Origin of the sequence: Vineibacter terrae (genome assembly GCF_008039615.1) — a bacterium.
GTDB classification, from domain to species: Bacteria; Pseudomonadota; Alphaproteobacteria; order Reyranellales; family Reyranellaceae; genus Vineibacter; species Vineibacter terrae.
Window position 1 is genome coordinate 1 of sequence record NZ_VDUZ01000086.1, and the last position, 20,243, is coordinate 20,243.

The 20,243-nt window shown below is 68.6% G+C and carries 20 protein-coding genes; 12 read left to right on the top strand and 8 right to left on the bottom strand.

Features of this window, described 5'->3' with window-relative positions:
- Positions 1–127 precede the first annotated feature (127 nt).
- From FHP25_RS39375 to FHP25_RS39385, 3 genes are all read left to right on the top strand, one after another.
- Complete coding sequence (locus FHP25_RS39375; protein ID WP_147852484.1) at positions 128–1,339, top strand: MFS transporter; 1,212 nt, start codon at positions 128–130, stop codon at positions 1,337–1,339.
- Between the two features lie 77 nt (positions 1,340–1,416).
- Positions 1,417–2,085 carry a DsbA family oxidoreductase gene (locus FHP25_RS39380; RefSeq protein ID WP_147852485.1) on the top strand — a complete coding sequence of 223 codons (669 nt, stop codon included), beginning with the start codon at positions 1,417–1,419 and terminating at the stop codon, positions 2,083–2,085.
- Between the two features lie 40 nt (positions 2,086–2,125).
- Positions 2,126–2,509 (top strand): c-type cytochrome, encoded by a 384-nt coding sequence (locus FHP25_RS39385; RefSeq protein ID WP_218578973.1) that lies wholly within the window; start codon positions 2,126–2,128, stop codon positions 2,507–2,509.
- Positions 2,510–2,645: 136 nt separating this feature from the next.
- Here the strand turns inward: FHP25_RS39385 and FHP25_RS39390 are convergent, their stop codons facing one another.
- Positions 2,646–4,868, bottom strand: a complete 2,223-nt coding sequence (locus FHP25_RS39390) for a xanthine dehydrogenase family protein molybdopterin-binding subunit (RefSeq protein WP_147852486.1) — start codon at positions 4,866–4,868, stop codon at positions 2,646–2,648.
- Positions 4,865–5,332, bottom strand: coding sequence for a (2Fe-2S)-binding protein (locus tag FHP25_RS39395; protein WP_147852487.1), 468 nt, complete (start codon positions 5,330–5,332; stop codon positions 4,865–4,867). The genes FHP25_RS39390 and FHP25_RS39395 overlap by 4 nt, the downstream gene beginning before the upstream one ends.
- A 310-nt stretch (positions 5,333–5,642) precedes the next feature.
- Between FHP25_RS39395 and FHP25_RS41210 the strand changes: the two genes are divergently transcribed.
- Complete coding sequence (locus tag FHP25_RS41210; protein WP_178134126.1) at positions 5,643–5,807, top strand: hypothetical protein; 165 nt, start codon at positions 5,643–5,645, stop codon at positions 5,805–5,807.
- Positions 5,808–5,819: 12 nt separating this feature from the next.
- On the opposite strand, the gene FHP25_RS39400 is transcribed toward FHP25_RS41210, so the two are convergent.
- Complete coding sequence (locus FHP25_RS39400) at positions 5,820–6,767, bottom strand: LysR family transcriptional regulator (RefSeq protein ID WP_147852488.1); 948 nt, start codon at positions 6,765–6,767, stop codon at positions 5,820–5,822.
- Between the two features lie 161 nt (positions 6,768–6,928).
- Between FHP25_RS39400 and FHP25_RS39405 the strand changes: the two genes are divergently transcribed.
- The 3 genes from FHP25_RS39405 to FHP25_RS39415 all read left to right on the top strand — a co-directional run bounded on the left by FHP25_RS39405 (position 6,929) and on the right by FHP25_RS39415 (position 9,830).
- Positions 6,929–7,843: a ferritin family protein gene (locus FHP25_RS39405; RefSeq protein WP_147852489.1), complete on the top strand. Its 915-nt coding sequence runs from the start codon at positions 6,929–6,931 to the stop codon at positions 7,841–7,843.
- An 84-nt stretch (positions 7,844–7,927) separates the two neighbouring features.
- Complete coding sequence (locus FHP25_RS39410) at positions 7,928–8,905, top strand: tripartite tricarboxylate transporter substrate binding protein (protein WP_147852490.1); 978 nt, start codon at positions 7,928–7,930, stop codon at positions 8,903–8,905.
- A gap of 40 nt (positions 8,906–8,945) precedes the next feature.
- Positions 8,946–9,830: an alpha/beta hydrolase gene (locus tag FHP25_RS39415; RefSeq protein WP_147852491.1), complete on the top strand. Its 885-nt coding sequence runs from the start codon at positions 8,946–8,948 to the stop codon at positions 9,828–9,830.
- Positions 9,831–9,984: 154 nt separating this feature from the next.
- Here the strand turns inward: FHP25_RS39415 and dacB are convergent, their stop codons facing one another.
- A complete protein-coding gene (dacB, locus tag FHP25_RS39420; RefSeq protein ID WP_178134127.1) occupies positions 9,985–11,571 on the bottom strand; it encodes a D-alanyl-D-alanine carboxypeptidase/D-alanyl-D-alanine endopeptidase in 1,587 nt (528 codons plus the stop codon).
- Between the two features lie 116 nt (positions 11,572–11,687).
- On the opposite strand from dacB, the gene FHP25_RS39425 reads away from it, so the two are divergent.
- Positions 11,688–12,629 (top strand): alpha/beta fold hydrolase, encoded by a 942-nt coding sequence (locus tag FHP25_RS39425; protein WP_218578975.1) that lies wholly within the window; start codon positions 11,688–11,690, stop codon positions 12,627–12,629.
- Between the two features lie 126 nt (positions 12,630–12,755).
- Here the strand turns inward: FHP25_RS39425 and FHP25_RS39430 are convergent, their stop codons facing one another.
- Together FHP25_RS39430 and FHP25_RS39435 are read right to left on the bottom strand one after the other, a co-directional pair.
- A complete protein-coding gene (locus tag FHP25_RS39430) occupies positions 12,756–13,901 on the bottom strand; it encodes an MFS transporter (protein ID WP_147852494.1) in 1,146 nt (381 codons plus the stop codon).
- Between the two features lie 212 nt (positions 13,902–14,113).
- Positions 14,114–14,605, bottom strand: coding sequence for a GNAT family N-acetyltransferase (locus FHP25_RS39435; RefSeq protein ID WP_147852495.1), 492 nt, complete (start codon positions 14,603–14,605; stop codon positions 14,114–14,116).
- A 401-nt stretch (positions 14,606–15,006) separates the two neighbouring features.
- On the opposite strand from FHP25_RS39435, the gene FHP25_RS39440 reads away from it, so the two are divergent.
- Entirely contained in the window at positions 15,007–15,831 is an 825-nt protein-coding gene (locus tag FHP25_RS39440; protein WP_147852496.1) for an amidohydrolase family protein, read from the top strand.
- A gap of 19 nt (positions 15,832–15,850) precedes the next feature.
- A complete protein-coding gene (locus FHP25_RS39445) occupies positions 15,851–16,732 on the top strand; it encodes an LLM class F420-dependent oxidoreductase (RefSeq protein ID WP_147852497.1) in 882 nt (293 codons plus the stop codon).
- Positions 16,733–17,058: 326 nt separating this feature from the next.
- Here FHP25_RS39445 and FHP25_RS39455 read toward each other — a convergent pair whose 3' ends face one another.
- On the bottom strand, positions 17,059–17,544 hold the full coding sequence (locus FHP25_RS39455; protein WP_218578977.1) for a type II toxin-antitoxin system MqsA family antitoxin: 486 nt from the start codon (positions 17,542–17,544) through the stop codon (positions 17,059–17,061).
- 2 nt (positions 17,545–17,546) lie between these two features.
- Positions 17,547–17,855 carry a type II toxin-antitoxin system MqsR family toxin gene (locus tag FHP25_RS39460; protein ID WP_147852499.1) on the bottom strand — a complete coding sequence of 103 codons (309 nt, stop codon included), beginning with the start codon at positions 17,853–17,855 and terminating at the stop codon, positions 17,547–17,549.
- Positions 17,856–18,078: 223 nt separating this feature from the next.
- On the opposite strand from FHP25_RS39460, the gene FHP25_RS39465 reads away from it, so the two are divergent.
- Together FHP25_RS39465 and FHP25_RS39470 are read left to right on the top strand one after the other, a co-directional pair.
- Complete coding sequence (locus FHP25_RS39465) at positions 18,079–18,477, top strand: GFA family protein (protein ID WP_147852500.1); 399 nt, start codon at positions 18,079–18,081, stop codon at positions 18,475–18,477.
- A 223-nt stretch (positions 18,478–18,700) separates the two neighbouring features.
- A complete protein-coding gene (locus FHP25_RS39470; RefSeq protein ID WP_147852501.1) occupies positions 18,701–19,582 on the top strand; it encodes an LLM class F420-dependent oxidoreductase in 882 nt (293 codons plus the stop codon).
- The last annotated feature ends 661 nt before the right edge of the window (positions 19,583–20,243 follow it).

Below are 20,243 nucleotides of genomic sequence, written 5' to 3' on the forward strand. Positions count from 1 at the left end.
GCGCCGGCCTCATCCGCCGCCAGCCCGGTGTCGCACGAAGCATCCAGATCCTGGTCGACCCTCAAGACCTGCCAATCCTCCCCTGGCTCAACAGCAACCCGTCATAACCTCTGTGACGAGGTACTAGGTGGCCACGCCTGCGCGCACCGCGACCGACTGGGTGCTGGTGTGGCTGCTGATCGCGACCGGCCTTGCGGTCGCGAGCCAGGTCGGCAAGGTGCCGCCGTCGCTGCCGGCGATCCGCGCCGAGCTGGGCATCGACCTGCGGGCCGCCGGCTGGTTCGTCTCGCTGATCAACCTGATGACGGCGCTGGTGGGTGTCCTGGTGGCGCTCACCGCCGACCGGGTCGGACATCGGCGCCTGGCCGTGGCCGGCCTGCTCGCCGGCGTGCTGTCGAGCGCCGCAGGGGCGCTCGCCACGTCGGCCACGACGCTGTTCGCCTGCCGGATCGTCGAGGGGCTCGGCTTCCTCGCCGTGGTCGTGTCGGTGCCGACGCTGCTGCTGCGCCTCACCGCGCCGCACGACGTGCGCCGGGTGATGGCGCTGTGGGGCGCCTACCTGCCCGGCGGCGCCGGGCTGATGGCGCTGGCCTCGGCCTTCCTGCTGCCGACGGTTGGCTGGCGCGGCGTCTGGTGGACGACGGCCGGCGTGCTGGTGCTGGCGACAGTGTCGATCCTGTCCTCGACGGTCGGGCGCGGCGCAAACGCGGCGCCGCGTGGCGAGCCGCGCTCGCTGGGACGCGACCTGCGTGACGTCGGCGCATCGCGCGGGGCGCTGGCCATCGGCGCCTGCTTCGGCTTCTACGCCTCGAGCTGGCTGGCGCTGGTCGGCTTCCTGCCGACGCTGCAGGTCGAGCGCCTGGGCATCGATCCCGTTGTCGCCGCCGCCACCACCGCCGGCGTGATCACCGCCAATGTCATCGGCACAATCGTCGCCGGCGCGCTGCTGCATCGCGGCTGGCAGCGCCTCACCATCCTCGTGGCCACGGCGGCGATCATGGCGCTCACCGCGGCCGGCGTGTTCCTGGACCTGCTGCCGCCGTTGCTGCGGCTGGTCACGGCCTTCGTCTTCTCGGCGGTGTCCAGCGCCATCCCTGGCGCGCTCTTCGCCGCCGTGCCGGTGCATGCGCCGCGGCCGGCGCTGGTCGGCGCCACCACCGGCATGCTGATGCAGGGCTCCAACATCGGGCTGCTGCTGGGGCCGCCCGTGGTGGCGGCGCTGGTCGCCACCGGCGGCTGGCCGTGGGCCCTGCTCTACACCACGCCGGCGCTCGGCGGCGCCGCGCTTGCCGCCTGGGCGCTGCATCGCGCCGAGCAGCGGCTGGGCCGTCGAGCATAGATGCGCGCCGGTTTTTTCAGTGCCGCGACGGTTTGACGGGGGTGACAGTGCGGTGCGGCCGGCGTAGCCTCGACACCATGCTCGTCGATATCGTCTCCGACACCATCTGCCCGTGGTGCTACATCGGCAAGCGGCGGTTCGAGAAGGCCGTCGCCGAGAGCGGCCGCAGCGACATCATGGTCGCGTGGCGGCCGTTCCAGCTCAATCCCGACATGCCGGCCGCCGGCATGTCGCGACAGGACTATCTGCGCGCCAAGTTCGGCGGCGGCGACCGGCCGCGCCAGATCTACCGCGCCATCGCCGAGAGCGGCCGCGAGGAAGACATCGAGTTCCAGTTCGACCGCATGGAGCGCACGCCCAACACGGTGAACTCGCATCGCCTCATCCACTGGTCGGGTCCCAAGGGCTTCCAGGACCAGGTCGTCGACTCGCTGTTCCGCGCCTATTTCGAGGAAGGCAGCGACCTGGGCAGCCTCGACGTGCTGGCGGCCTGCGCCACGCGCGCCGGCATGGACGCAGCCGAGGTCGGCACCTTCCTGGAAGGTGAAGAGCTGCGCAACGAGATCGTGCAGGCCGACCTCTACGCGCGCCGCCTGGGCATCAACGGCGTGCCCTGCTTCATCGTCAATCGCAAGTACGCCATCTCCGGCGCCCAGCCGCCGGCCGCCTTCATCGAGGTGTTCAACCTCGTGGCACGCGAGGAGCAGCAGGCCGCGGCGCAGAGCGAGGCCGAGCCGGTCACGTAGGTCTTGGTATTGCGGACTATCATCGAGAGGAGAGAGAGCCATGTCGCTGCGCGCCCCCACGGTCGCCGGAGTTCTGACGATGTCCATCATGCTGGCAGCCGGTGCCGCCGTCGCTCAGGACGCGGCCGAGGGCGAGAAGGTCTTCAAGCGCAATTGCTTCGTCTGCCACACCGTCGAGAAGGGCGGCCCGACCAAGCAGGGACCCAACCTGTTCGGCGTCATCGGGCGCAAGACGGGCTCGGTCGAGGGCTTCCGCTACACCAACGCCAACAAGAGCGCCGACATCACCTGGTCGCCCGAGACGCTCGATCCCTACCTCACCAACCCGCGCAAGGTGATCCCGGGCACCAACATGGCCTTCGCCGGTCTCAACAAGCCCGCCGACCGCAAGAACCTCATCGCCTACCTGGAAACGCTGAAATAGTCTCTTCCCTTCCCCGCTTGCGGGGGAAGGTGGCCGAAGGCCGGATGGGGAGCAGACGTGGTTTTCGCAACTGAGACCACGTCGGCTCCCCTCCGCCCCTTCGGGGCACCTCCCCAGCTCCGCTGGGGAGGAAGAGCTACGTCCTCCGCGCCGCGGCAAGCGCGGCTTTGACGCGCTCGGCCGTGAACGGGACGGTGCGCAGGCGCGCGCCGGTGGCATCGAAGATGGCGTTGGCCAGCGCCGCCGGCACCGGCGTGCTGGCGGCCTCGCCGACGCCCAGCGGCGGCGACTGCGGCTGGTCGACGAGATCGATCATGATCTCGGGCACGTCGGGGAAGGTCAGGATCGGATAGCGCGCCCAGTCGACGCTGGTGACCCCGGCGGCGTCGAACGTGACTTCCTCCAGCAGCGTGCGGCTCAGGGTCTGCAGGATGTTGCCCTCGACCTGCTGCATGGCGGCGTTGGGGTTGATCACCAGGCCGCAATCCTGGGCGCAGGCCACGCGCCGCACCCGGATGGCGCCCGAGCCGGGATCGACCTCGGCTTCCATGGCGACGGCGACATAGGTCTCGCCGTGCTTGTAATGCACGTAGGCGATGCCGCGGCCCAGGCCGCCGGGGCCCGGCGACGGCCGCGCCTTCCAGTCGAGCATGCGCGCGGCCCGGCGGATTACCTCGGCGCCGCGCGCATCGGACAGCCCCTTGAGCCGGAACTCGACGGGATCGATGCGGGCCTGCGCGGCGAGATCGTCGACGAAGCTCTCGACCGCGAAGCTGTTGGCGATCTTGCCCGGCGCGCGGATGTTGGACGGCCGCAGCGGCGCATCCTTCAGCCAGTGCACCAGCACCTCGACATTGGGCGTGGCATAGGGCGGATCGCCGTTCTGGCTGATGAGGCCGGTGGCGATCCCTGGCGGTTGCGCCATGCCGGCGTCGGCCGGCCCCAGCAGCGGGATGTTGGGCAGGTTGGCGGTGGCGCGCGGGATCCACATCTGCGTGCGCCAGGCCGCGATCTGGCCGTCGGCGCCGACGGCGCCCTCCAGCGCCAGCATCTGCGGCGGGCCCTTCGGATCCCAGCCCAACTCGTCGGCGCGGCTCCACTGCACGCGCACCGGCCTGCCGACGGCGCGCGACAGCAGCGCTGCGTCGGCCGCCGCATCGTCGTGGCCGTTCATGCCGTAGCAGCCGGAGCCGTCGACATAGACCACGCGCACCGCCTCGAGCGGCAGGTCGAGCAGGCGCGCGATGGTGCGTCGGAAGCGATGCGTGGCCTGCGATGCCGACCAGATCGTCGCCTTGCCCTCGCGGATGTCGGCCACGGCGCAGGATGGCCCCATCGACGCATGCGACTGCGTCGGCCAGTAGTAGGTCGCCGACAGCTTCTTCGCGGCCGAAGCCAGCACCGCGCGCGCGTCGCCCTTGCCGACCAGCTTCTGGTCGGCGTCGAACGGCCCCTTGCGCATCCAGGCCGGCACGCCCTCGTGCCCGACCAGCGATGACGCCGGCGACCACCGCGTGACGAGCGCGCGCGCCGCCAGCTCGGCATCCCATTCGTCGGGCGCGACGACGCCCACAAAGCTGCCGAGGCGCACGACCTGCACCCCGGGGATGTCGCGGACCGCCGTGTCATCGACGTCGAGCAGGCGGGCGCCGACCGCCTGCGGGCGGATCACCCGCGCATGCAGCATGTCCGGCAGCTTCAGGTCGTGGATATAGGGATGCCGGCCCGTCACCTTGCGCGGCACGTCGGGCCGCGGCATCGAGCGGCCGACGATGCCGTAGCTGCCCGGGTCCTTCAGCGGCGCCTGCGGATCGAGCCTGAGGTTGAACTGCTGCTCGCCGATCAGGGCCGCGAAGCCGACGCCCTGCCCGCCCTCCTTCGGCCGCACCTCGCCGTTCACCACCTCCAGCGCCTCGGCCGGCACGCCCAGGCGCGCGGCCGCCAGCCGCAGCAGCGCGGCGCGCGCGGTCGCGGCCGCCTGCCGGATCTGCACGCCGCCGCGCATGATGCCGGTGCTGCCCGCGGTCGGCCCCTGGTCCGGCGTCAGCGCCGTGTCGCCCTCGACCAGCACGATGCGCTCGACGCCGATGCCCAGCTCCTCGGCCGCCATCTGCGGGATGGCGATGCGCAGGCCGGTGCCGAGGTCGACCTTGCCGCAGAACAGGCTCACCGAGCCGTCGGCGTTGACCGCGAGGAAGCCGTCGACCTCGGTCGGATCGAGCGTCTTGCCCAGCGCCTTCTCGACCACGGGCGGTTGCTGCCCGCGGCCCGGCAGCGGCAGGCTGAAGGCCACGACCAGCGCGCCGCCGCCGGCGAGCACGGCGCGGCGCGAGACCGCGACGGGCTCCCGGCGGCTCATGGCGACGTCCCGGTCGCACGCAGGGCGGCGCGCAGGATGCGCTGATGCGTGCCGCAGCGGCAGAGATTGCCGGCCAGCGCCGCCTGCACCTCCGCGCGCGTCGCCTTGGGCTTGCGCGCCAGCAGCGCCACGGTGGCCATCACCACGCCGCTGGCGCAGTAGCCGCACTGCGCCGCCTGCTCGGTGATGAACGCCGCCTGCACCGGGTGCGGCTGGTCGGGCGAGCCCAGCCCCTCGATCGTGGTGACGCCGCGGCCGTTGGCTGCCGCCACCGGCATCATGCACGAGCGCACCGCCTCGCCGTCGACCAGCACGGTGCAGGCGCCGCACTGCCCCAGCCCGCAGCCGAACTTGGCGCCGGTGAGGCCGAGCTGGTTGCGCAGCACGTACAGCAGCGGCTGGTCATCGGTGCGCGTCTGCACGGTGCGGGCGCTGCCGTTGACGAAGAAGCTGTATGTCGGCATCGGCACCTCCAGGACCGGCGCGACTCTGGGGCGCCTCTCAGCCGGGCACAACCCGGCGCCTGTGACGTTTTGTAGACATTGCGTCGCGGCCCGGACGCCAAAAATACCAAAAACATTTTCTCCTTTGATATCAATGTTTTGGAATACGTTCCTGTTATTCGCGAAATGTCAGGAACATGCCTGGAGCCCGGACCGCCGCCCTTCGATCTGTATATATCATTCTCGATAAAAGAACAATCCTTTTGACGCACCTCCCTGGATGTCGGCCGATCCGGCACCACTCTCTAGGCATGAGCGGCTGGAGGCACCGATGAGAAACCGGATACAGGCGTCAGGTCAGACCGGGAAGGCTGACGACGACGCCGAGGCGCGGAAGATCAAGGAACGGCAGGACAGGCTCCTCGACGAAGCGCTGAAGGAGACCTTCCCGGCCAGCGACCCGGTTTCGCCGTTCCAGATCGAGACGGAGAAATGAGCACCCTGCCCGTCACCGCCGCGCGCGCGAGGGCCTGACGCGGCGCGGCCGACCCGCGGCCGGCACCGGCAGCCGATGCAGCCGGTGCGCCATGGCGACGAACGCCGCCAGCGCCGGGTTCTCGTTGGACCGCCGGAAGGCGAGGCCCAGCGCATACGTCACCGGCGCCGTGCCACGGCGGACCTCGACATAGGCCACGTTGTCCATCTGCACCGACCGCATTGCCTGCGGCACCAGCGCGATCCCCATGCCGGCCGCCACGAGCGCCAGGATGGTCTGCATCTGCGGCGCGACCTGCACGACGTTGGGAACGAAGCCGCTCTCCTGGCAGGCGGCGACCACCACGCTCTGGAAACCGGGACCTTCCTTGAAGGGAAAGCCGACATAGGCCTCGGCGGCGAGGTCGCGCAATTGCACGCGCCGCTGGCGGCTGATCGGATGCGACCGCGGGACGGCGAGCATCAACTCGTGCTCGCACAGGCTCTCGACACGCAGGTCCTGCGCGTCATGGAGCGGCGGCACGACGATGGCGAGATCGGTCGTCTCACCCATCAGCGCCTCGAGCTGCTGCGACGTGGTGTCCCCGCTCAGCGTCAGCTTCACGTCGGGATGGTCGGCGTGGAAGGCGTGCAGCAGCCGCGGCAGCACGTCCAGCACCGCGCTGGGCACGAAGGAGAGGCGCAGCGTGCCGAGCTTGCCCGCCGCGGCGCGCTGCGCGACCTCGACCGAGAGCTGCGCCTGCGCCAGCGTGCGGCGCGCCTCGCGCAGGAAGGCCTCGCCGGCCACCGTGAGGCGCACGTGATGGCGCGTGCGGTCGAGCAGACTTACGCCCATGTCGGCCTCGAGCCGCTGCACCGCCACGCTCAGCGGCGGCTGCGACACGTTCAGGCGCGCGGCGGCGCGGCGGAAGCTGCGCTCCTCCGCCACCGCCACGAACTGCCTGAGGCGCCGCAGATCCATGCCGACGATCCTATGGCCGGCCTCGGCCGCCGTCCATGCTGGTGATCGCTGATCGCTATCACCAGGCCGAGCAAACGGTATTGGACGGATCGCGCCGCCTGCCCAAGCATCGGCCGACCGTTGTCGTCCACCTGTTTTCGTTTTCGACGTGGGATTCCATCATGCAGCCCTCCCTGCTGGAAGAATTGACGCCCGTGCCCAACCCCTACCCGATCCGCTCGGAGGTCGAGTATCACGACGTGTGGCGGCTGTGCGTGCAGGCGCGCGAGCTGGCCTGGGACCCGGTGTCGATCGACTTCAGCGACCTGCGCGATGCCGATCTTCCGGCCGAGGTGCGGGCGGCGGGCGCCGAATGGTGGAGCCTGCGCGCCTGGATGGAGCACGGCGCCGTCCCCTACGGCACCGAGCGGCTGCGCGAGGCGATCTTCCGCCACGAGCCTTTCGAGATCAAACAGCACATCACCAACTTCATCGCCGAGGAGCTGCGCCACCACGAGGCGTCCTTCCTGATCGCCAACGGGCTGGACGGCTACCACAACGAGCCGCGCGCGGAATACTTCAAGGCGATCATCCCGCGCTTCCACGACGAGCGCGACGAGAAGGCCATGAGCTTCTATGCCGGCCTCGCGGTGAACACGCTGTTCGAGCAGCTCTCGGGCGAGCTGCTGCAGGCCCGCTACGAGAATGCCCGTTTCGCCTCGGTGCGTGGCGCCTGCCAGCTCATCCTGCGCGACGAGGCGCGGCACATCCAGTTCGGGCGCATCATCATGCGGCGGTTCTTCGCCGAGCTGTCGGCCGACGACCGCCGCCTGCTGGGCGAGAAGTTCGCCAAGAAGCTGCGCGGCAGCCTTCTCAACGGCGTCTACGCCGTCGTGAACCTGCCGCCGGCCGAACGGGAGCGCGCCGGCCGCAATCGCGCGCTGGCCGCCGAATACGGGCTGGGCGCGACGCATCCCGACGAGGAGATCGCCATCATCAAGCGCGGCCTCGACCAGATCCGCGCCGATGTCGCGCCCTATGATGTCGTCATCCCCGAGATCGCCGAAGTGGATCGCGCCGGCGCCACGGCGCATTGACCGCGGCGTCGGCAGGACGATCGCCATCTCCCTCCCGCGGCGCGAGGGGTGAGCGGCGGACCGGCGCGACCATTGGGAGGAAGCATGAACCGATTGTCCACCGCGCTCGCCGGCCTGCTCATGGCGGCCAGCGCGCTCGTCGCCGGCTTCGCCGCCCAGGCCCGGGAAGCCTACCCGAGCCGGGCGGTGACCCTGGTGGTCCCCTACCCGCCCGGCGGCTCGGCCGACATCCTGGCCCGCGCCGTGGGCGCCGAGCTCGGCAAGCGGCTGGGCCAGCCGGTCGTGATCGACAATCGCGGCGGCGCCGGCACCGCCATCGGCACCAAGATCGTGGCCGGCGCCGCGCCTGACGGCTACACCTTGCTGCTCGGCACCGTCAGCTCGCAGGCCATGAACCCGGCGATGAACAAGGTCGCCTACGACTCGCTGACGGATTTCACCGCGATATCGCCGCTGGCCTCGATCCCGTTCGTGCTGGTGGCCAATCCCGCGGCGCAGATCGACAGCGTCGCGGCGCTGATCGCGCGCGCCAAGGCGCAGCCCGACGGGCTGAGCTATGCCTCGGCCGGCCCCGGCACATCCAACCACCTGGCGGCCGAGCTGTTCGCCTCGGACGCTCAGGTCCGCCTGCTGCATGTGCCCTACAAGGGCAGCGCGCCAGCGCTGAACGACGTCATCGCCGGCGTCGTGCCGCTGATGTTCGACCTCCAGGCCACGACCCTGCCCTACCTGAAGTCCGGAAAGCTCAAGGCGCTGGCCGTCACCAGCAGGACCCGCAGCTCGCTGCTGCCGGATGTGCCGACCCTGAGCGAAAGCGGCCTCGCCGGCTACGAGGTCAGCGCCTGGTTCGGCCTGTTCGCGCCGGCCGGCCTGCCGGCACCGATCCTTGAGCAGCTCAACGCGGCGGTCACGAACATCCTCGAGACCCCCGACATGGTCACGCGCCTGCGCCAGCTCGGCGCCGAGCCGCAGAGCGGCGATCCGATCTCCTACGGCGCCTATGCGCGCCGCGAGTCGGTGAAGTGGACCGAGGTCGTCAAGCGCTACGGCCTGGCGCCCTGACACGCCGAGCGCCTGCGCGATCATGTCCGGGCATCCATCCATGCCGACCGTGCTGCGCGCCGAGCTGGCGCAGATCGGGCCGCGATGGGCGAGCGATATCGCGCTCTACAGCCAGCGCACCAAGGATGCCTACGCGCCGCTGCTGGCGCGCGCGCCGAAGGCCGGCATCGCCGTGGCGCGCGATCTCGCCTACGGCGATCATCCGCGCCAGGTGCTCGACGTCTTCCGTCCGGCCGGCGCCCGGGCGGCGCCGGTCGTGGTGTTCGTCCATGGCGGCGCCTTCGTGCGCGGCGCCAAGCGCGCCAGCGACGCGCTCTACGACAACGTGCTCTACTGGTTCGCGCGCCAAGGCTTTGTCGGCGTGAACGTCGAATACAGGCTTGCGCCGGAAGCGGCTTATCCGGGCGGCGCGCAGGATCTCGCGCGCGCCATGGCGTGGGTCCACGAGCGGATCGGCGGCCATGGCGGCGACCCGGCGCGCGTGCTGCTGATCGGCCACTCCGCCGGCGGCACGCACGCCGCCAGCTATGCCTGCGACCCGGCGCTGGGCTATCTCGGCCGCCATGCCGCGGCGCTGGTGCTTGTTTCGGCGCGGCTGCGCGCCGACGTGTCGCCGGTGAACCCCAACGCCATGGGCGTGCGGGCCTATTTCGGCGACGATCCGGCGCTCTACGACGTCCGCTCGCCGATGACCCACGCGGCCCATTGCCGCCTGCCGCTGCTGATCGCCGCCGCCGAGTTCGAGAACCCGCTGCTCGACGTCTACGCCCTGGAGTTCGCCCATCGCGTGGCCGCGGCGCGCGGCCATGCCCCGCCCTATCTCCAGATGAGGGGCCACAACCACATGTCGATCGTGGCCCATTTCAACACCGACGAGGACTCGCTCGGCCGCGCGATCCTGGCGTTCTTCGAGGGTGGGTCATGACTGTCATGCCGAGCGCCGCGAGAGATCTCCTGCGGCAGGGCGCACGGTGCGCTATTCGCGGGAGATCCCTCGCTACGCTCGGGATGACGGACGTATCAGCGACCAGCGATTGGAAGGCCGCGTCGGATTCCATCTCCTGGGACAAGCCAGTCTTTCAGTAGCCCTGTTGAATGGCCACGACGACGGCGGCGACGTCCGCCCGGGCGGCGTTGTAGTCTTCCAGCGATGGGAATGGCACGTTATTGACCATCACGCTGTAGACGAGCCGGCGCCCGCTCCTGGCATCGATGTATCCAGCCTGGGTAGCGGCAAGCGCGACGAGCTTCCCGGAAGCGCTGCCCGCCACAGCGTCGCCGTCCTTGATCCGGACGTGACCGGCCGCCGGCCCTCCCGCGCCGTTCAGCGCCTGCGAGCCGTCGACGCCGAGAACAGCCATGCCGTCATGAATGGCAGCACCCCAGGGGGTGGACGCGATCTCCCGCAGGAACGTTGCAAGGTCCGACGGCGTCGTCCTGTTGTTGGGGCTGCTCCCCGCGCCGTCAAAGACATAAGTGCTGGTCGGCGAGATGCCGTGCTCGGCGAGGAGCTTCAGGACTTCGGCCAGCCCATTGCCGCAATCGCGGCTTCCGGCCTTCACCGCCGCGAGACAGACCATGAGGTCGGCGCCGCGGTTGTAGCTTACCTTCAGTATCACCTTGACGAATTCCGACAGAGGCGGCGAGACGTATTGCGCTACCCGATTGTCATCGCCATACGCGGTTGCGTCGGGAAGCGCGCCAGGGGCATCGAGCGGCGCTGCCGCGACCTTGACACCCGCCCGCGCCAGCGCCTCGATGAACGCGGTGCGCGCGAAGGCAGTGGGATCGGCGATCTGCGAGATCGTCAGGATCGGCGGGCTGTCCGAGGCGATCTTTCCGCTGACCTTGATCACCCCCGGGGCGGTCGTCGTCACTTCGAGTGGCCCGGCCGTGCCGGCAACCGTGGTGACATCGTTCTCGACATGCACGGCGACGCTTTTCGGACGCCAGTCGATCTGGGGCTTCTCGCCGGCCCTGGTGGGCGTCACCATGATGTCGATATCATTTTCATTGACCCAGATCGGCGCGATCGGCCCGGCGGAGAACCCCCGGTAGGTCTCGAAAAGCCGGTCGTCGATCATGACATCGCCTTTGATTTCGCGGATGCCTGCCGCCTTCACCTGGGCGGCCAGCGCGTCGAGCGCCGCGAGCGGGTTGCTGTCCTTGACATAGGCGCCGCCGGGAAAGCCGGTGTAGGTGCTGTTGTGGTCGATTGCCGGCAGGCTGTTGAAGCCAAGCGTGCCGTCAGGCTGGTTGCGGAGCCCGAAGTTGAAGTCGCCAGAGGCGACGAGCACCAGGTCGCCGGCGAGCACGTGATCCTTGACCTCCCCGAGCCTGTATACCGGCGTGCGGAAACGGTAATCGGCGCCATAGCCGTGAAGAGCGGTCGCGATGCCGTAGATCTTCATGACGGAAGCAGGCAGCAGCGACTTTCTGCCCGCCTCATCGATCAGCACGTGGCCGGTGGCGAGATCCACCACGTGGATGCCCCAGCTGCTGTGGGCAAACACCGCCTTGGCCTGGATGTTCCGTATGGCGTCGGAGACGGAAGCCGGAATATCCGCCGACACCTCCGCCGCGGGGCCGGCGGTCACCCCACCTGCTGACGACAGCAGGGCCATGAGAGCCAGAGCGGCGCCTCCGACCTTCGTGGAAATCTGCATGGAATATCCTGCCTTGCGGATGGGGGGATTCTTCGCACTAATACCGCAAATTGGTCGCGTCCGCGCGCTCTTTGCGAGCGCCTGATCCTGCTGCCGCACCCCGGGGGACAAAGCCAATGTGGCGTCGGTATTCTTTGCTTGCCGCTCTTGTTCTTGCGGCATCCTCGGCCGCGATGCCGGCGCGAGCCCAGAGCGGCGATATTGCCGGCCGAGTCGATATTGGCGGCGGGCGGAAGATGCACCTCGAATGCCGTGGCGCGGGGTCGCCGGTCGTTGTCATCGTTGCGGGTATGAGGGCTTCCGCCGAGGACTGGACCAAGGCCGGGCCCGGCAAATTGAACGTCTTCTCGGCGCTTGCCGGCTTCACACGGGTCTGCGTCTACGACCGGCCGGGAACGCCGGTCGGCGAGCGGCCCAGTCGGAGCGATCCGGTTGCGCAGCCGGTCACCGCGAGCGACGCGGTGGCCGACCTCCACGCGCTGGTGGCCGCTGCCGGCATCGCCACGCCGTTCGTGATCGTCGCGCACTCCTATGGCGGCGTCGTCGCCCGACTATATGCGATGACCTATCCGGGAGAGGTGAACGGGATGGTTCTCGTCGACGCGTTGTCTGAAGGTCTTCAGGCAGCGGAGACACCTCAGGAGTGGGCGATCCAACGCGTTCTCTTGAATGGCGACCTGACGGAGGCGCTGAAGCTCTACCCGGCGATCGAGCGGGCGGATGCCGACCGAAGCTTCGATCAGATCCGCGCCGCCGCACCGCTCAAGCCGATGCCACTGGTCGTGCTGAGCGCCGATCGGCCCTGGGGACCGCTGGTCCCGAAGCTCATCACCGACGGCGTGCTGCCGGCGAACACCCCTGCCGATTTTGGCTATGTGACCGACAGGGCGCAGAAAGTGGCGCAGGCAAAGCTCGCCATGCTGGTCCCTGGCGCGCGGCACGTCACGAACACGAACAGCGGCCACGAGATTCACAAGGACCAGCCGCAGCTTGTGGCCGATTCCATCCACGACGTCGTCGCGGCGGTCCGAAATGGCAAGACAAGCCTGTCGCCCTAGTACCTGGAATCGCTGGCCGCTGATACACCCGTCATCCCGAGCGCAGCGAGGGATCTCCCTGCGAGTGACGCACCGTGCGCCATTCGCGGGGAGATCCCTCGCTGCGCTCGGGATGACAGATGCAGCTCACTGCCGTCGTGCGAAGCCGCGGCCGCTGACGCCGACCACCAGCAGCAGGGCCGCCAGGAGCAGGAACGCGATCTCGAGGCTGCTCCACTGCGCCACGATGCCGATGCCCGCCGGGCCGACGAGGATGCCGGCGTAGCCCAGGGTCGTGATCGCCGCCACGGCCACGTTCTGGGGCATCACGGTCTGGCGGCCGACGCTGCTGAACAGGATGGGCACGATATTGGCGCAGCCGACGCCCACCAGGGCGAAGCCCAGAAATGCGGCGTGGCGATCCGGCACCCAGGTCACCATGAAGCCCGCGGCGGCGCAGATGCCGCCGAGCAGGATCGTGCGCGCGCCACCCAGCCGGGCGACGATGCCGTCGCCGATGAGCCGGCTCACGGTCATGGTCAGGGCGAAGGCGGCATACCCCAGCCCCGCGTCGGACGCCGCGACGCCGCGCACGGCGGTCAGGAACACGCCGCTCCAGTCGAGCACGGCGCCTTCGGCCAGGAACACGATGAAGCACAGCGCGCCGATCAGCAGCACGATGCCGCGCGGCACCGCGAAGACGACGCCATCCTTGTCGAGGCCGTGCGTCAGCAGGCGCGGCGCCGCCACGGCCGTCGCGAGCGCGATCACGGCGATGGCGATCCAGATCGCCCCCGACGGCGAGGCGCCGGCCCTCAGGAGCAGGCTCACGCCGCCGGCGCCGGCGATGCCGCCCAGGCTGAAGAGGCCGTGGAAACCCGACATCATCGGCCGTCCGCTGTCGCGCTCGACGATGATGGCCTGGATGTTGCCCGCCACATCGGCGGCCCCGACGCCGGCCCCGAACAGCAGCAGGACCGGGACGAGCCCGGCGAGGCTCGAGAGCGTCGCCAGCAGCGGCAGGGTGATGCACAGAAGCACTGCTGCCAGCACGATGACCAGGCGGCATCCGAAACGTCCGGCCAGCGCCCCGGCGAGCGGCATGGTCAGCATCGAGCCGGCGCCGAGGCTCAGCAGCAGCAGGCCCAGGATGTCGTCGCCGATGCCGGCGCGCGCCTTCACGAACGGGATCAGCGGCGCCCAGGCCGCGACGCCGAAGCCCATGACGAAGAAGACGATGCGCGTGGCGATCTGGTGGGGACGGCCGGACGGCGCGTGCGCGGCAGATATCACGGTAGGCTGGTGCTCTCGCTCTATGGCCTGCGGTATTCACACATTCACTGTCATCCCGAGCGCAGCGAGGGATCTCCCGAGAAAGACGCACGGTGCGCCGTTCGCGGGAGATCCCTCGCTGCGCTCGGGATGACAGTCATGATTTTCCGGTCGCGTGAATACCGTAGGCTCCATGGTGTTCGCCGGCATGCTCGACGCCCTGGACCGGCAGGTCACGCGCGATTTCGCCGCAACATGTAGACGGCATCGGCGCCATAGGGGCGGAGCTTGTCGCGCATGTCCCGGACGGCGGGCGCAAAGCCGAAACGTGCCCAGAAGCGCGCTGTTCCGTACACCGAGACGAGCGATGCCGTCTCGTACGCGCTGGCGACGTCCAGAAGCCGATGCACGCCGGCAGCGGCATGGCCGCCGCCACGGCGCTGCGGCGAGACGACGAGATCATGAATGTAATAGTCGTCGGCATCGCCGGGCAGATCCCCCAGCAGCGTGTCCAGGGCCGGCGGGCAGAAGCGGCGGATGGGGTGGGAGACGGCATAGCCCTCGACCGCCGCGCCGTTCGCGAGCACGAGGCAGCCGCGCGGGAAAAGCGAAAGCCGCTCGGCAAAGACGGCTTCGCTTTCCGGCAGGCCGGGATGCGCCGTGCCCGCGGCGTGCAGGACTGCCGCAAGGTCGCTCTCGTGCATCGCTCGCCATTGCGGCGTCATCGCGGACTCCTATGGAGATGGTGTGGATCGCAATGGCGCAGCACCGCACCTGCCGACCTCTGTCATCCCGAGCGCAGCGAGGGATCTCCTGCGGCAAGGCGCACGGTGCGCTACTCGCGGGAGATCCCTCGCTGCGCTCGGGATGACAGCAAGGGCGCGCCGCACGTCGATGGTCTTCGTGTGCGGCGCAGCAGAATTACCGCCCTTGCGCGTCTTGTGCAAAAGATCCGGCGCGATGCCGGGGATGGCGCTAACCTGCACGAGTGATTCTCTTCGGACCGCGCGCGTCCACGCGCGCAGCGGCGCGTCAGCGCCGACCACGCTTTCGCTCTGCGCTTCGCTGCGAGCGAATGCGGGCGTGGACGCAAGCGGTCCTAAAGACCTGACAGGAGGAGACGCCTGTGAAGATCATCGACGCCCAGGTCCATATCTGGTCGAGCGGCACGCCCAGCGGCCGCCATCGTCCGGTCTCCGTCTTCACCGCCGAGGAACTGCTGCCGGAGATGGATGCGGCCAGTGTCGATGCGGCGGTGATCCATCCGCCGCTGGGCTGGGATCCGCACGCCAACGAGATGGCGGTCGCGGCGGCACGGCGTTATCCGGACCGCTTCGCCGTGCTCGGCCAGTTCCCGCCCGAGCGGCCGGAAAGCCGCAGCCTGATCGACGGCTGGCGCCAGCTTCCCGGCATGAAGGGGCTGCGGTTCTCGCTGACCCTGCCGGAGCAGAAGGACTGGCATGTCGACGGCACGATGGACTGGCTGTGGCCGGCGGCGGAGCGCGCCGGCCTGCCGGTCGCGCTGATGGCGTGGCGCTTCCTGCCGGTGCTGCGCGCGATCGCTGAGCGCCACCCGGGCCTGCGGCTGATCATCGACCATTGCGGCCTGGTGCGCCCGGCGCAGGACGAGGCCGCGTTCGCCAATCTCGACGAGCTGCTGAGCCTGGCGGCGCTGCCCAACGTCGCGGTCAAGGTCACGGGCGCGCCGCACTACTCGACGGCGCCCTACCCGTTCCGCAACATCCATGATCCGCTTCACCGCATCTACGATGCGTTCGGACCGCACCGCTTCTTCTGGGGCACCGACATCACCCGCATGCCGTGCAGCTACCGGCAATGCGTGACCCTGTTCACCGAGGAGCTGCCGTGGCTGTCGGGGCCGGAACTCGAGCTGGTGATGGGGCGCGCGCTATGCGCCTGGATCGGCTGGGATTATCCTTTCGATCGATGATGCCTTGGGAGGAAAGCAGATGAAGTTCGCGCTGATGTTCACCAACGCCGCCTTCCCCGACGCCAAGGGCGCGGCCCGGCTGGGACGGCTGGCCGAGGACGCGGGGTTCGATGCCCTGATCACGGTCGAGCATGTGATCTGGCCCACCGCCTACAACTCGGCCTATCCCTACTCGCCGACCGGCAAGATCCCGGGGAGCCCGTCGACGCCCCTGCCCGACCCGCTGATCTGGATGGCCTGGGTCGCCGCCACGACCAGCCGCATCCGCTTCATGACCGGCATCCTGATCCTGCCGCAGCGCAACCCGGTGGTGCTGGCCAAGGAGGTGGCGACGCTCGACTACATGAGCGGCGGGCGCATCGAGCTGGGCATCGGCGTCGGCTGGCTGAAGGAGGAGTTCGCCGCGCTGGGGGTGCCGTGGGAGCGCCGCGGCAAGCGGGCCGACGAGTATGTCGCCGCCATGCGGGCGCTGTGGTCGCGCGACGATGCCAGCTTCACGGGCGAATTCGTGTCCTTCAGCGGGGTCAGCAGCAATCCCAAGCCGGCGAACGGCCATGTGCCGATCGTGGTCGGCGGCCATTCCGAGGCGGCGGCGCAGCGGGCCGGGCGGCTGGGCGACGGCTTCTTTCCGCTGAACGCGGGCCAGGGCGAGATCGGCGCGCTGATCGCGATGATGCGCCGCGCCGCCGAGGCCGCCGGCCGCGACCCTGAGGCGATCGCGATCACCACGACCTGCCCCGGCGTCTCGCCCCGCGGCGATGGCGATCCGCGGCCGGCGATCGAGGAGCGCCGCGCGCAAGGCGTCGACCGGGTGATCGTGCCGGTCTCGTCGTTCATGCCCGATCTCGAGGACAGCCTGCCGCGGTTCGGTGAGAAGGTGATCCGGCAGTTCGCGGGCTGAGCAACGCCAAGCCGATCAGGGTAGCGGCGAGCGGCCCTGCCCTCTCCAGCGGCACAGTCAGCGAGGACCACGGAAGCTGCTAGGGTAGGCTGTAGGACTGCATTTTGAAAGCCGCACTATAAATGAGACCTGCTCATTGCCACGAGACAGTGGAGTGATGCTGCGGTCATTGACAGTCGCCCTCACTGGGTGGTTCCGTCCCCGCCCGGTCGAGGAATCGCAGAAGATCCGCAGGTCTGGCGTCACCGGCTCGCGCCTTGAGGAACACGGCCGCCGTCTCTCCACAGCCCGCATCGCCTTGCCAACCCACGACCGAGATCCGGGCTTCATCGTTCTGTCCTATCAGCGCGCCGGCCGCGCACAGCACGCTTGCTTCCGTCAGACGGTGAGCTGGCAGCCACCAGCTCGGCCACCAACTCGGGATGATGGTCCAGCAAGGCGATCAGCTGAATCGTTGGCCCACTCGGTGCAATGATCCCCCGCTCATACTTGTCGAAGGCGTTTTCGCCGACGCGGAACAATGCACCCGCGTCCCGTTGCGAAAGCTTTAGCTTCAGGCGGATGCGTCGGATGGTTTCCGGTGATGGGATGCCGTCGATCTTTTCCTTGAGTCCCCGCAGCGCGGTGTCAACGACAGCCATGTCATCACCGACGTGAACGCCGTCTCCCTCGCCCGCCGGATAATACCCAGGCAGGTCCACCATCACCGTTTGGCCTTTGTACTGCACAGGAAATGGACGAATCCCACGCGTCAGCCGCTCACCCGTTTCCGGCGAGGTCATCTTCTCTGGTAGGTTTCGCTCCTGTGCCATGCTCATTTCTCCTTGAACGACAGCACGACGAACTCGGTCACCACATCGGCCTGAAACTTGACGTACAGGACCAAGTCGTCGTCGACCGGTACGTGATAAACATCCTGCCAGACGCGATGATCGGCGTAGGAGGTCATCGACTTGTGGAACATCGATCGGCGGATGCTCTGGATGACCTCCACAACATCGGTGCGGTCGAAGCCCAGTTCAGTGGCCGATCGAAGCGCGGTCGTCGTTATCGCCAGTGTCTCCGCCGAGCCTAAGGTGGCCTTGATGGCTTCAAGGTCGTAAGTCGGCCGAAACTTATCCATGTTTCAATGTGCCACCATAAAGGTGGCATGTCAAGAAATTGTACAAATCATCCGATGTGAAGAAAGGGTCGATTGTCAGGGGATCGACGACTGTACAGGAGTTGCTCAACATCAAAAAGTGCAGTGATTCCAGGCACTAACGCTGATCTTAAGGTGGCCATGTCCGCCCCGTTGCGGACCTTGCGCCAAGCGTCAACTATGCGAGGAAGCAAGGGATTCTGCGATGGATGCCAAGTGCCAGTGTGGGCAGCTCTGCGTGAACTTGCCGGGCCCGAGCACGTCGGTCGTCGCTTGTCATTGCAGCGACTGTCAGCGGCGAAGCGGGTCGCCGTTCGGCGTATTAGCCTACTACCCGGATGACAGCGTCAGAATCACGGGCGAGGCGACTCGCTATGAGAGGCCGACTGCAACAGGCGGCACGTTCGAGACCTTCTTCTGCCCAATCTGCGGGTCTACCGTCTATGTCCGCGCCGGGAAGCATCCGACCTTGATCGGGATCGCTGTCGGGGCGATCTGCGATCCAACGTACCCAGCTCCCGTTCGGTCGGTTTGGGAGGAGCGCAAGCACGATTGGGTTGTGATCCCTGAGCCGGCTCAACACTTTCCACGAGGACGGTCGTAAGGGCAGGACCACCCCTCCGCTCATTCAGCAGGTCCGCTTTCAGGCGCTGCGCCGCAGCCCGGCGCTTGCGACCTTCGAGCATCGAGTTGCCCCGCGACCGCCTGCCCGCGCCACATGCTTTACCCCTCTCCCCCGGGGATGGCACGGTTGTCCCCTGCCCCGGCGGTTCCTGCGCACGCAACGGACCCGCCATCCCCATCATGGCCAGCGGGAGTGAGCCTCCATGAAGTTCGCGCTGCATTTCGCCAACAACACGTTCCCGGACCCGCAGGGTGCCCAGCGCCTGGCGCGGCTGGCGGAGGACGCGGGCTTCGATTCGATCTTCGCGGTTGAGCACGTGGTGTGGCCGACCGACTACGGCTCGACCTATCCCTATGCGCCGACCGGCCGCCTGCCCGGCAACCCGGCCACGCGGATGCCCGATCCGCTGATCTGGATGGCGTACGTTGCCGGCGTCACGACACGCCTGCGGCTGATGACGGCGGTCGTGATCCTGCCGCTGCACAACCCGCTGGTGCTGGCCAAGACGGTGGCCACGCTCGACTACATGAGCGGCGGGCGCATCGAGCTGGGCATCGGCGTGGGCTGGCTGAAGGAGGAGTTCGCGGCGCTGGGCGTGCCGTTCGAGAAGCGCGGCGCGCGGGCCGACGAATATGTCGCCGCCATGCGCACGCTCTGGGCGCGGGACGACGCCAGCTTCGACGGCGCGTTCGTGAGCTTCAGCGGCATGAGCTGCAATCCCAAGCCAGTCAGGGGCCACGTGCCTATCGTGATCGGCGGCCATTCCGAAGCCGCGGCCCGCCGCGCGGGCCGCCTGGGCGACGGCTTCTTCCCCTCGATCGGCAGCCAGGTCGATATCATGCCCCTGCTCGACGTGGTGCGGCGCTCGGCGGAGGCGGCCGGGCGCGATCCGGCGTCGGTGGAGCTGATCACCGGCTGCCCGGGCGCCCTGCCCCAATCAGGCGTCGATCCGCGCGCCGCCGTCGAGGAGCGCATCGCGCGCGGCATCGGCCGCGTCGCCCTGCCGATCTCGGCCTTCATGCCCGACCTGGAGGACAGCCTGCCCCGCTTCGGCGAGACCGTGATCCGGCAATTCGCAGGATGATGCGGTCGCTGTGGACATCGGCGCCAGCTTCGACACACGGCAGCGTTTGCCGGACCGCGCGCCTCCCGGACGAACGCGCGCGGCGGCGCCTGACCGCGTCGCGGCAGCGTCTCCGTAGTTTCCGAGTCTACCACCGCGATGCCAGCCGATTAGGATCCGGCGCGTTGACCTTCGGAGGTCGATCCGTGTTGACGTAGCGCACACGACGATCGGAGAAGCGAGATGGCCAGACACACACCCATACACGCACTGAGAGACACCCTCGAAGGCGCAAGATTGCAGGCAATCCAGGAGCTGGCCTCCACCGACGGGGCGATTTCATTGGTTTCCGTTGAAGCTCTTCGACGCGTTGTGTTCTTGCAAGTCGCTCTGGTTGCCGTCCGTGAGGAGCTCGCGGCACACGAGGTCAAAATCGGAGGCGGAGGCGAGCAGCCTCTGGAATAGCGTAGCGCGACGCGACGTCAGAAAATCGGTGTCGTGGCGGCGGATTTGCTACCGGCCGTCGGTGGAAGGTGAGTCGCGACTGTCATCCTCATATGAGCATTTGGAAGTCAAGAGGCATTCATCGACAAAGCATCCCTTTGTTTGATCGGCACAGACCATCCCTTCGTCCCGACCATGAAGATTGCAGAGCGCCGCGCGCAAGACGGGTCAAGGCTGG

What these genes read in the sequence shown, in the direction of transcription:
- FHP25_RS39380 (WP_147852485.1), top strand. Translation starts at nt 1,417, where the DNA reads ATGCTCGTCGATATCGTCTCCGACACCATCTGCCCGTGGTGCTACATC.
- FHP25_RS39385 (WP_218578973.1), top strand. Translation starts at nt 2,126, where the DNA reads ATGTCGCTGCGCGCCCCCACGGTCGCCGGAGTTCTGACGATGTCCATC.
- FHP25_RS39390 (WP_147852486.1), bottom strand. Translation starts at nt 4,868, where the DNA reads ATGAGCCGCCGGGAGCCCGTCGCGGTCTCGCGCCGCGCCGTGCTCGCC.
- FHP25_RS39395 (WP_147852487.1), bottom strand. Translation starts at nt 5,332, where the DNA reads ATGCCGACATACAGCTTCTTCGTCAACGGCAGCGCCCGCACCGTGCAG.
- FHP25_RS41210 (WP_178134126.1), top strand. Translation starts at nt 5,643, where the DNA reads ATGAGAAACCGGATACAGGCGTCAGGTCAGACCGGGAAGGCTGACGAC.
- FHP25_RS39400 (WP_147852488.1), bottom strand. Translation starts at nt 6,767, where the DNA reads ATGGATCTGCGGCGCCTCAGGCAGTTCGTGGCGGTGGCGGAGGAGCGC.
- FHP25_RS39405 (WP_147852489.1), top strand. Translation starts at nt 6,929, where the DNA reads ATGCAGCCCTCCCTGCTGGAAGAATTGACGCCCGTGCCCAACCCCTAC.
- FHP25_RS39410 (WP_147852490.1), top strand. Translation starts at nt 7,928, where the DNA reads ATGAACCGATTGTCCACCGCGCTCGCCGGCCTGCTCATGGCGGCCAGC.
- FHP25_RS39415 (WP_147852491.1), top strand. Translation starts at nt 8,946, where the DNA reads ATGCCGACCGTGCTGCGCGCCGAGCTGGCGCAGATCGGGCCGCGATGG.
- dacB (WP_178134127.1), bottom strand. Translation starts at nt 11,571, where the DNA reads ATGCAGATTTCCACGAAGGTCGGAGGCGCCGCTCTGGCTCTCATGGCC.
- FHP25_RS39425 (WP_218578975.1), top strand. Translation starts at nt 11,688, where the DNA reads ATGTGGCGTCGGTATTCTTTGCTTGCCGCTCTTGTTCTTGCGGCATCC.
- FHP25_RS39435 (WP_147852495.1), bottom strand. Translation starts at nt 14,605, where the DNA reads ATGACGCCGCAATGGCGAGCGATGCACGAGAGCGACCTTGCGGCAGTC.
- FHP25_RS39445 (WP_147852497.1), top strand. Translation starts at nt 15,851, where the DNA reads ATGAAGTTCGCGCTGATGTTCACCAACGCCGCCTTCCCCGACGCCAAG.
- FHP25_RS39455 (WP_218578977.1), bottom strand. Translation starts at nt 17,544, where the DNA reads ATGGCACAGGAGCGAAACCTACCAGAGAAGATGACCTCGCCGGAAACG.
- FHP25_RS39460 (WP_147852499.1), bottom strand. Translation starts at nt 17,855, where the DNA reads ATGGATAAGTTTCGGCCGACTTACGACCTTGAAGCCATCAAGGCCACC.
- FHP25_RS39465 (WP_147852500.1), top strand. Translation starts at nt 18,079, where the DNA reads ATGGATGCCAAGTGCCAGTGTGGGCAGCTCTGCGTGAACTTGCCGGGC.
- FHP25_RS39470 (WP_147852501.1), top strand. Translation starts at nt 18,701, where the DNA reads ATGAAGTTCGCGCTGCATTTCGCCAACAACACGTTCCCGGACCCGCAG.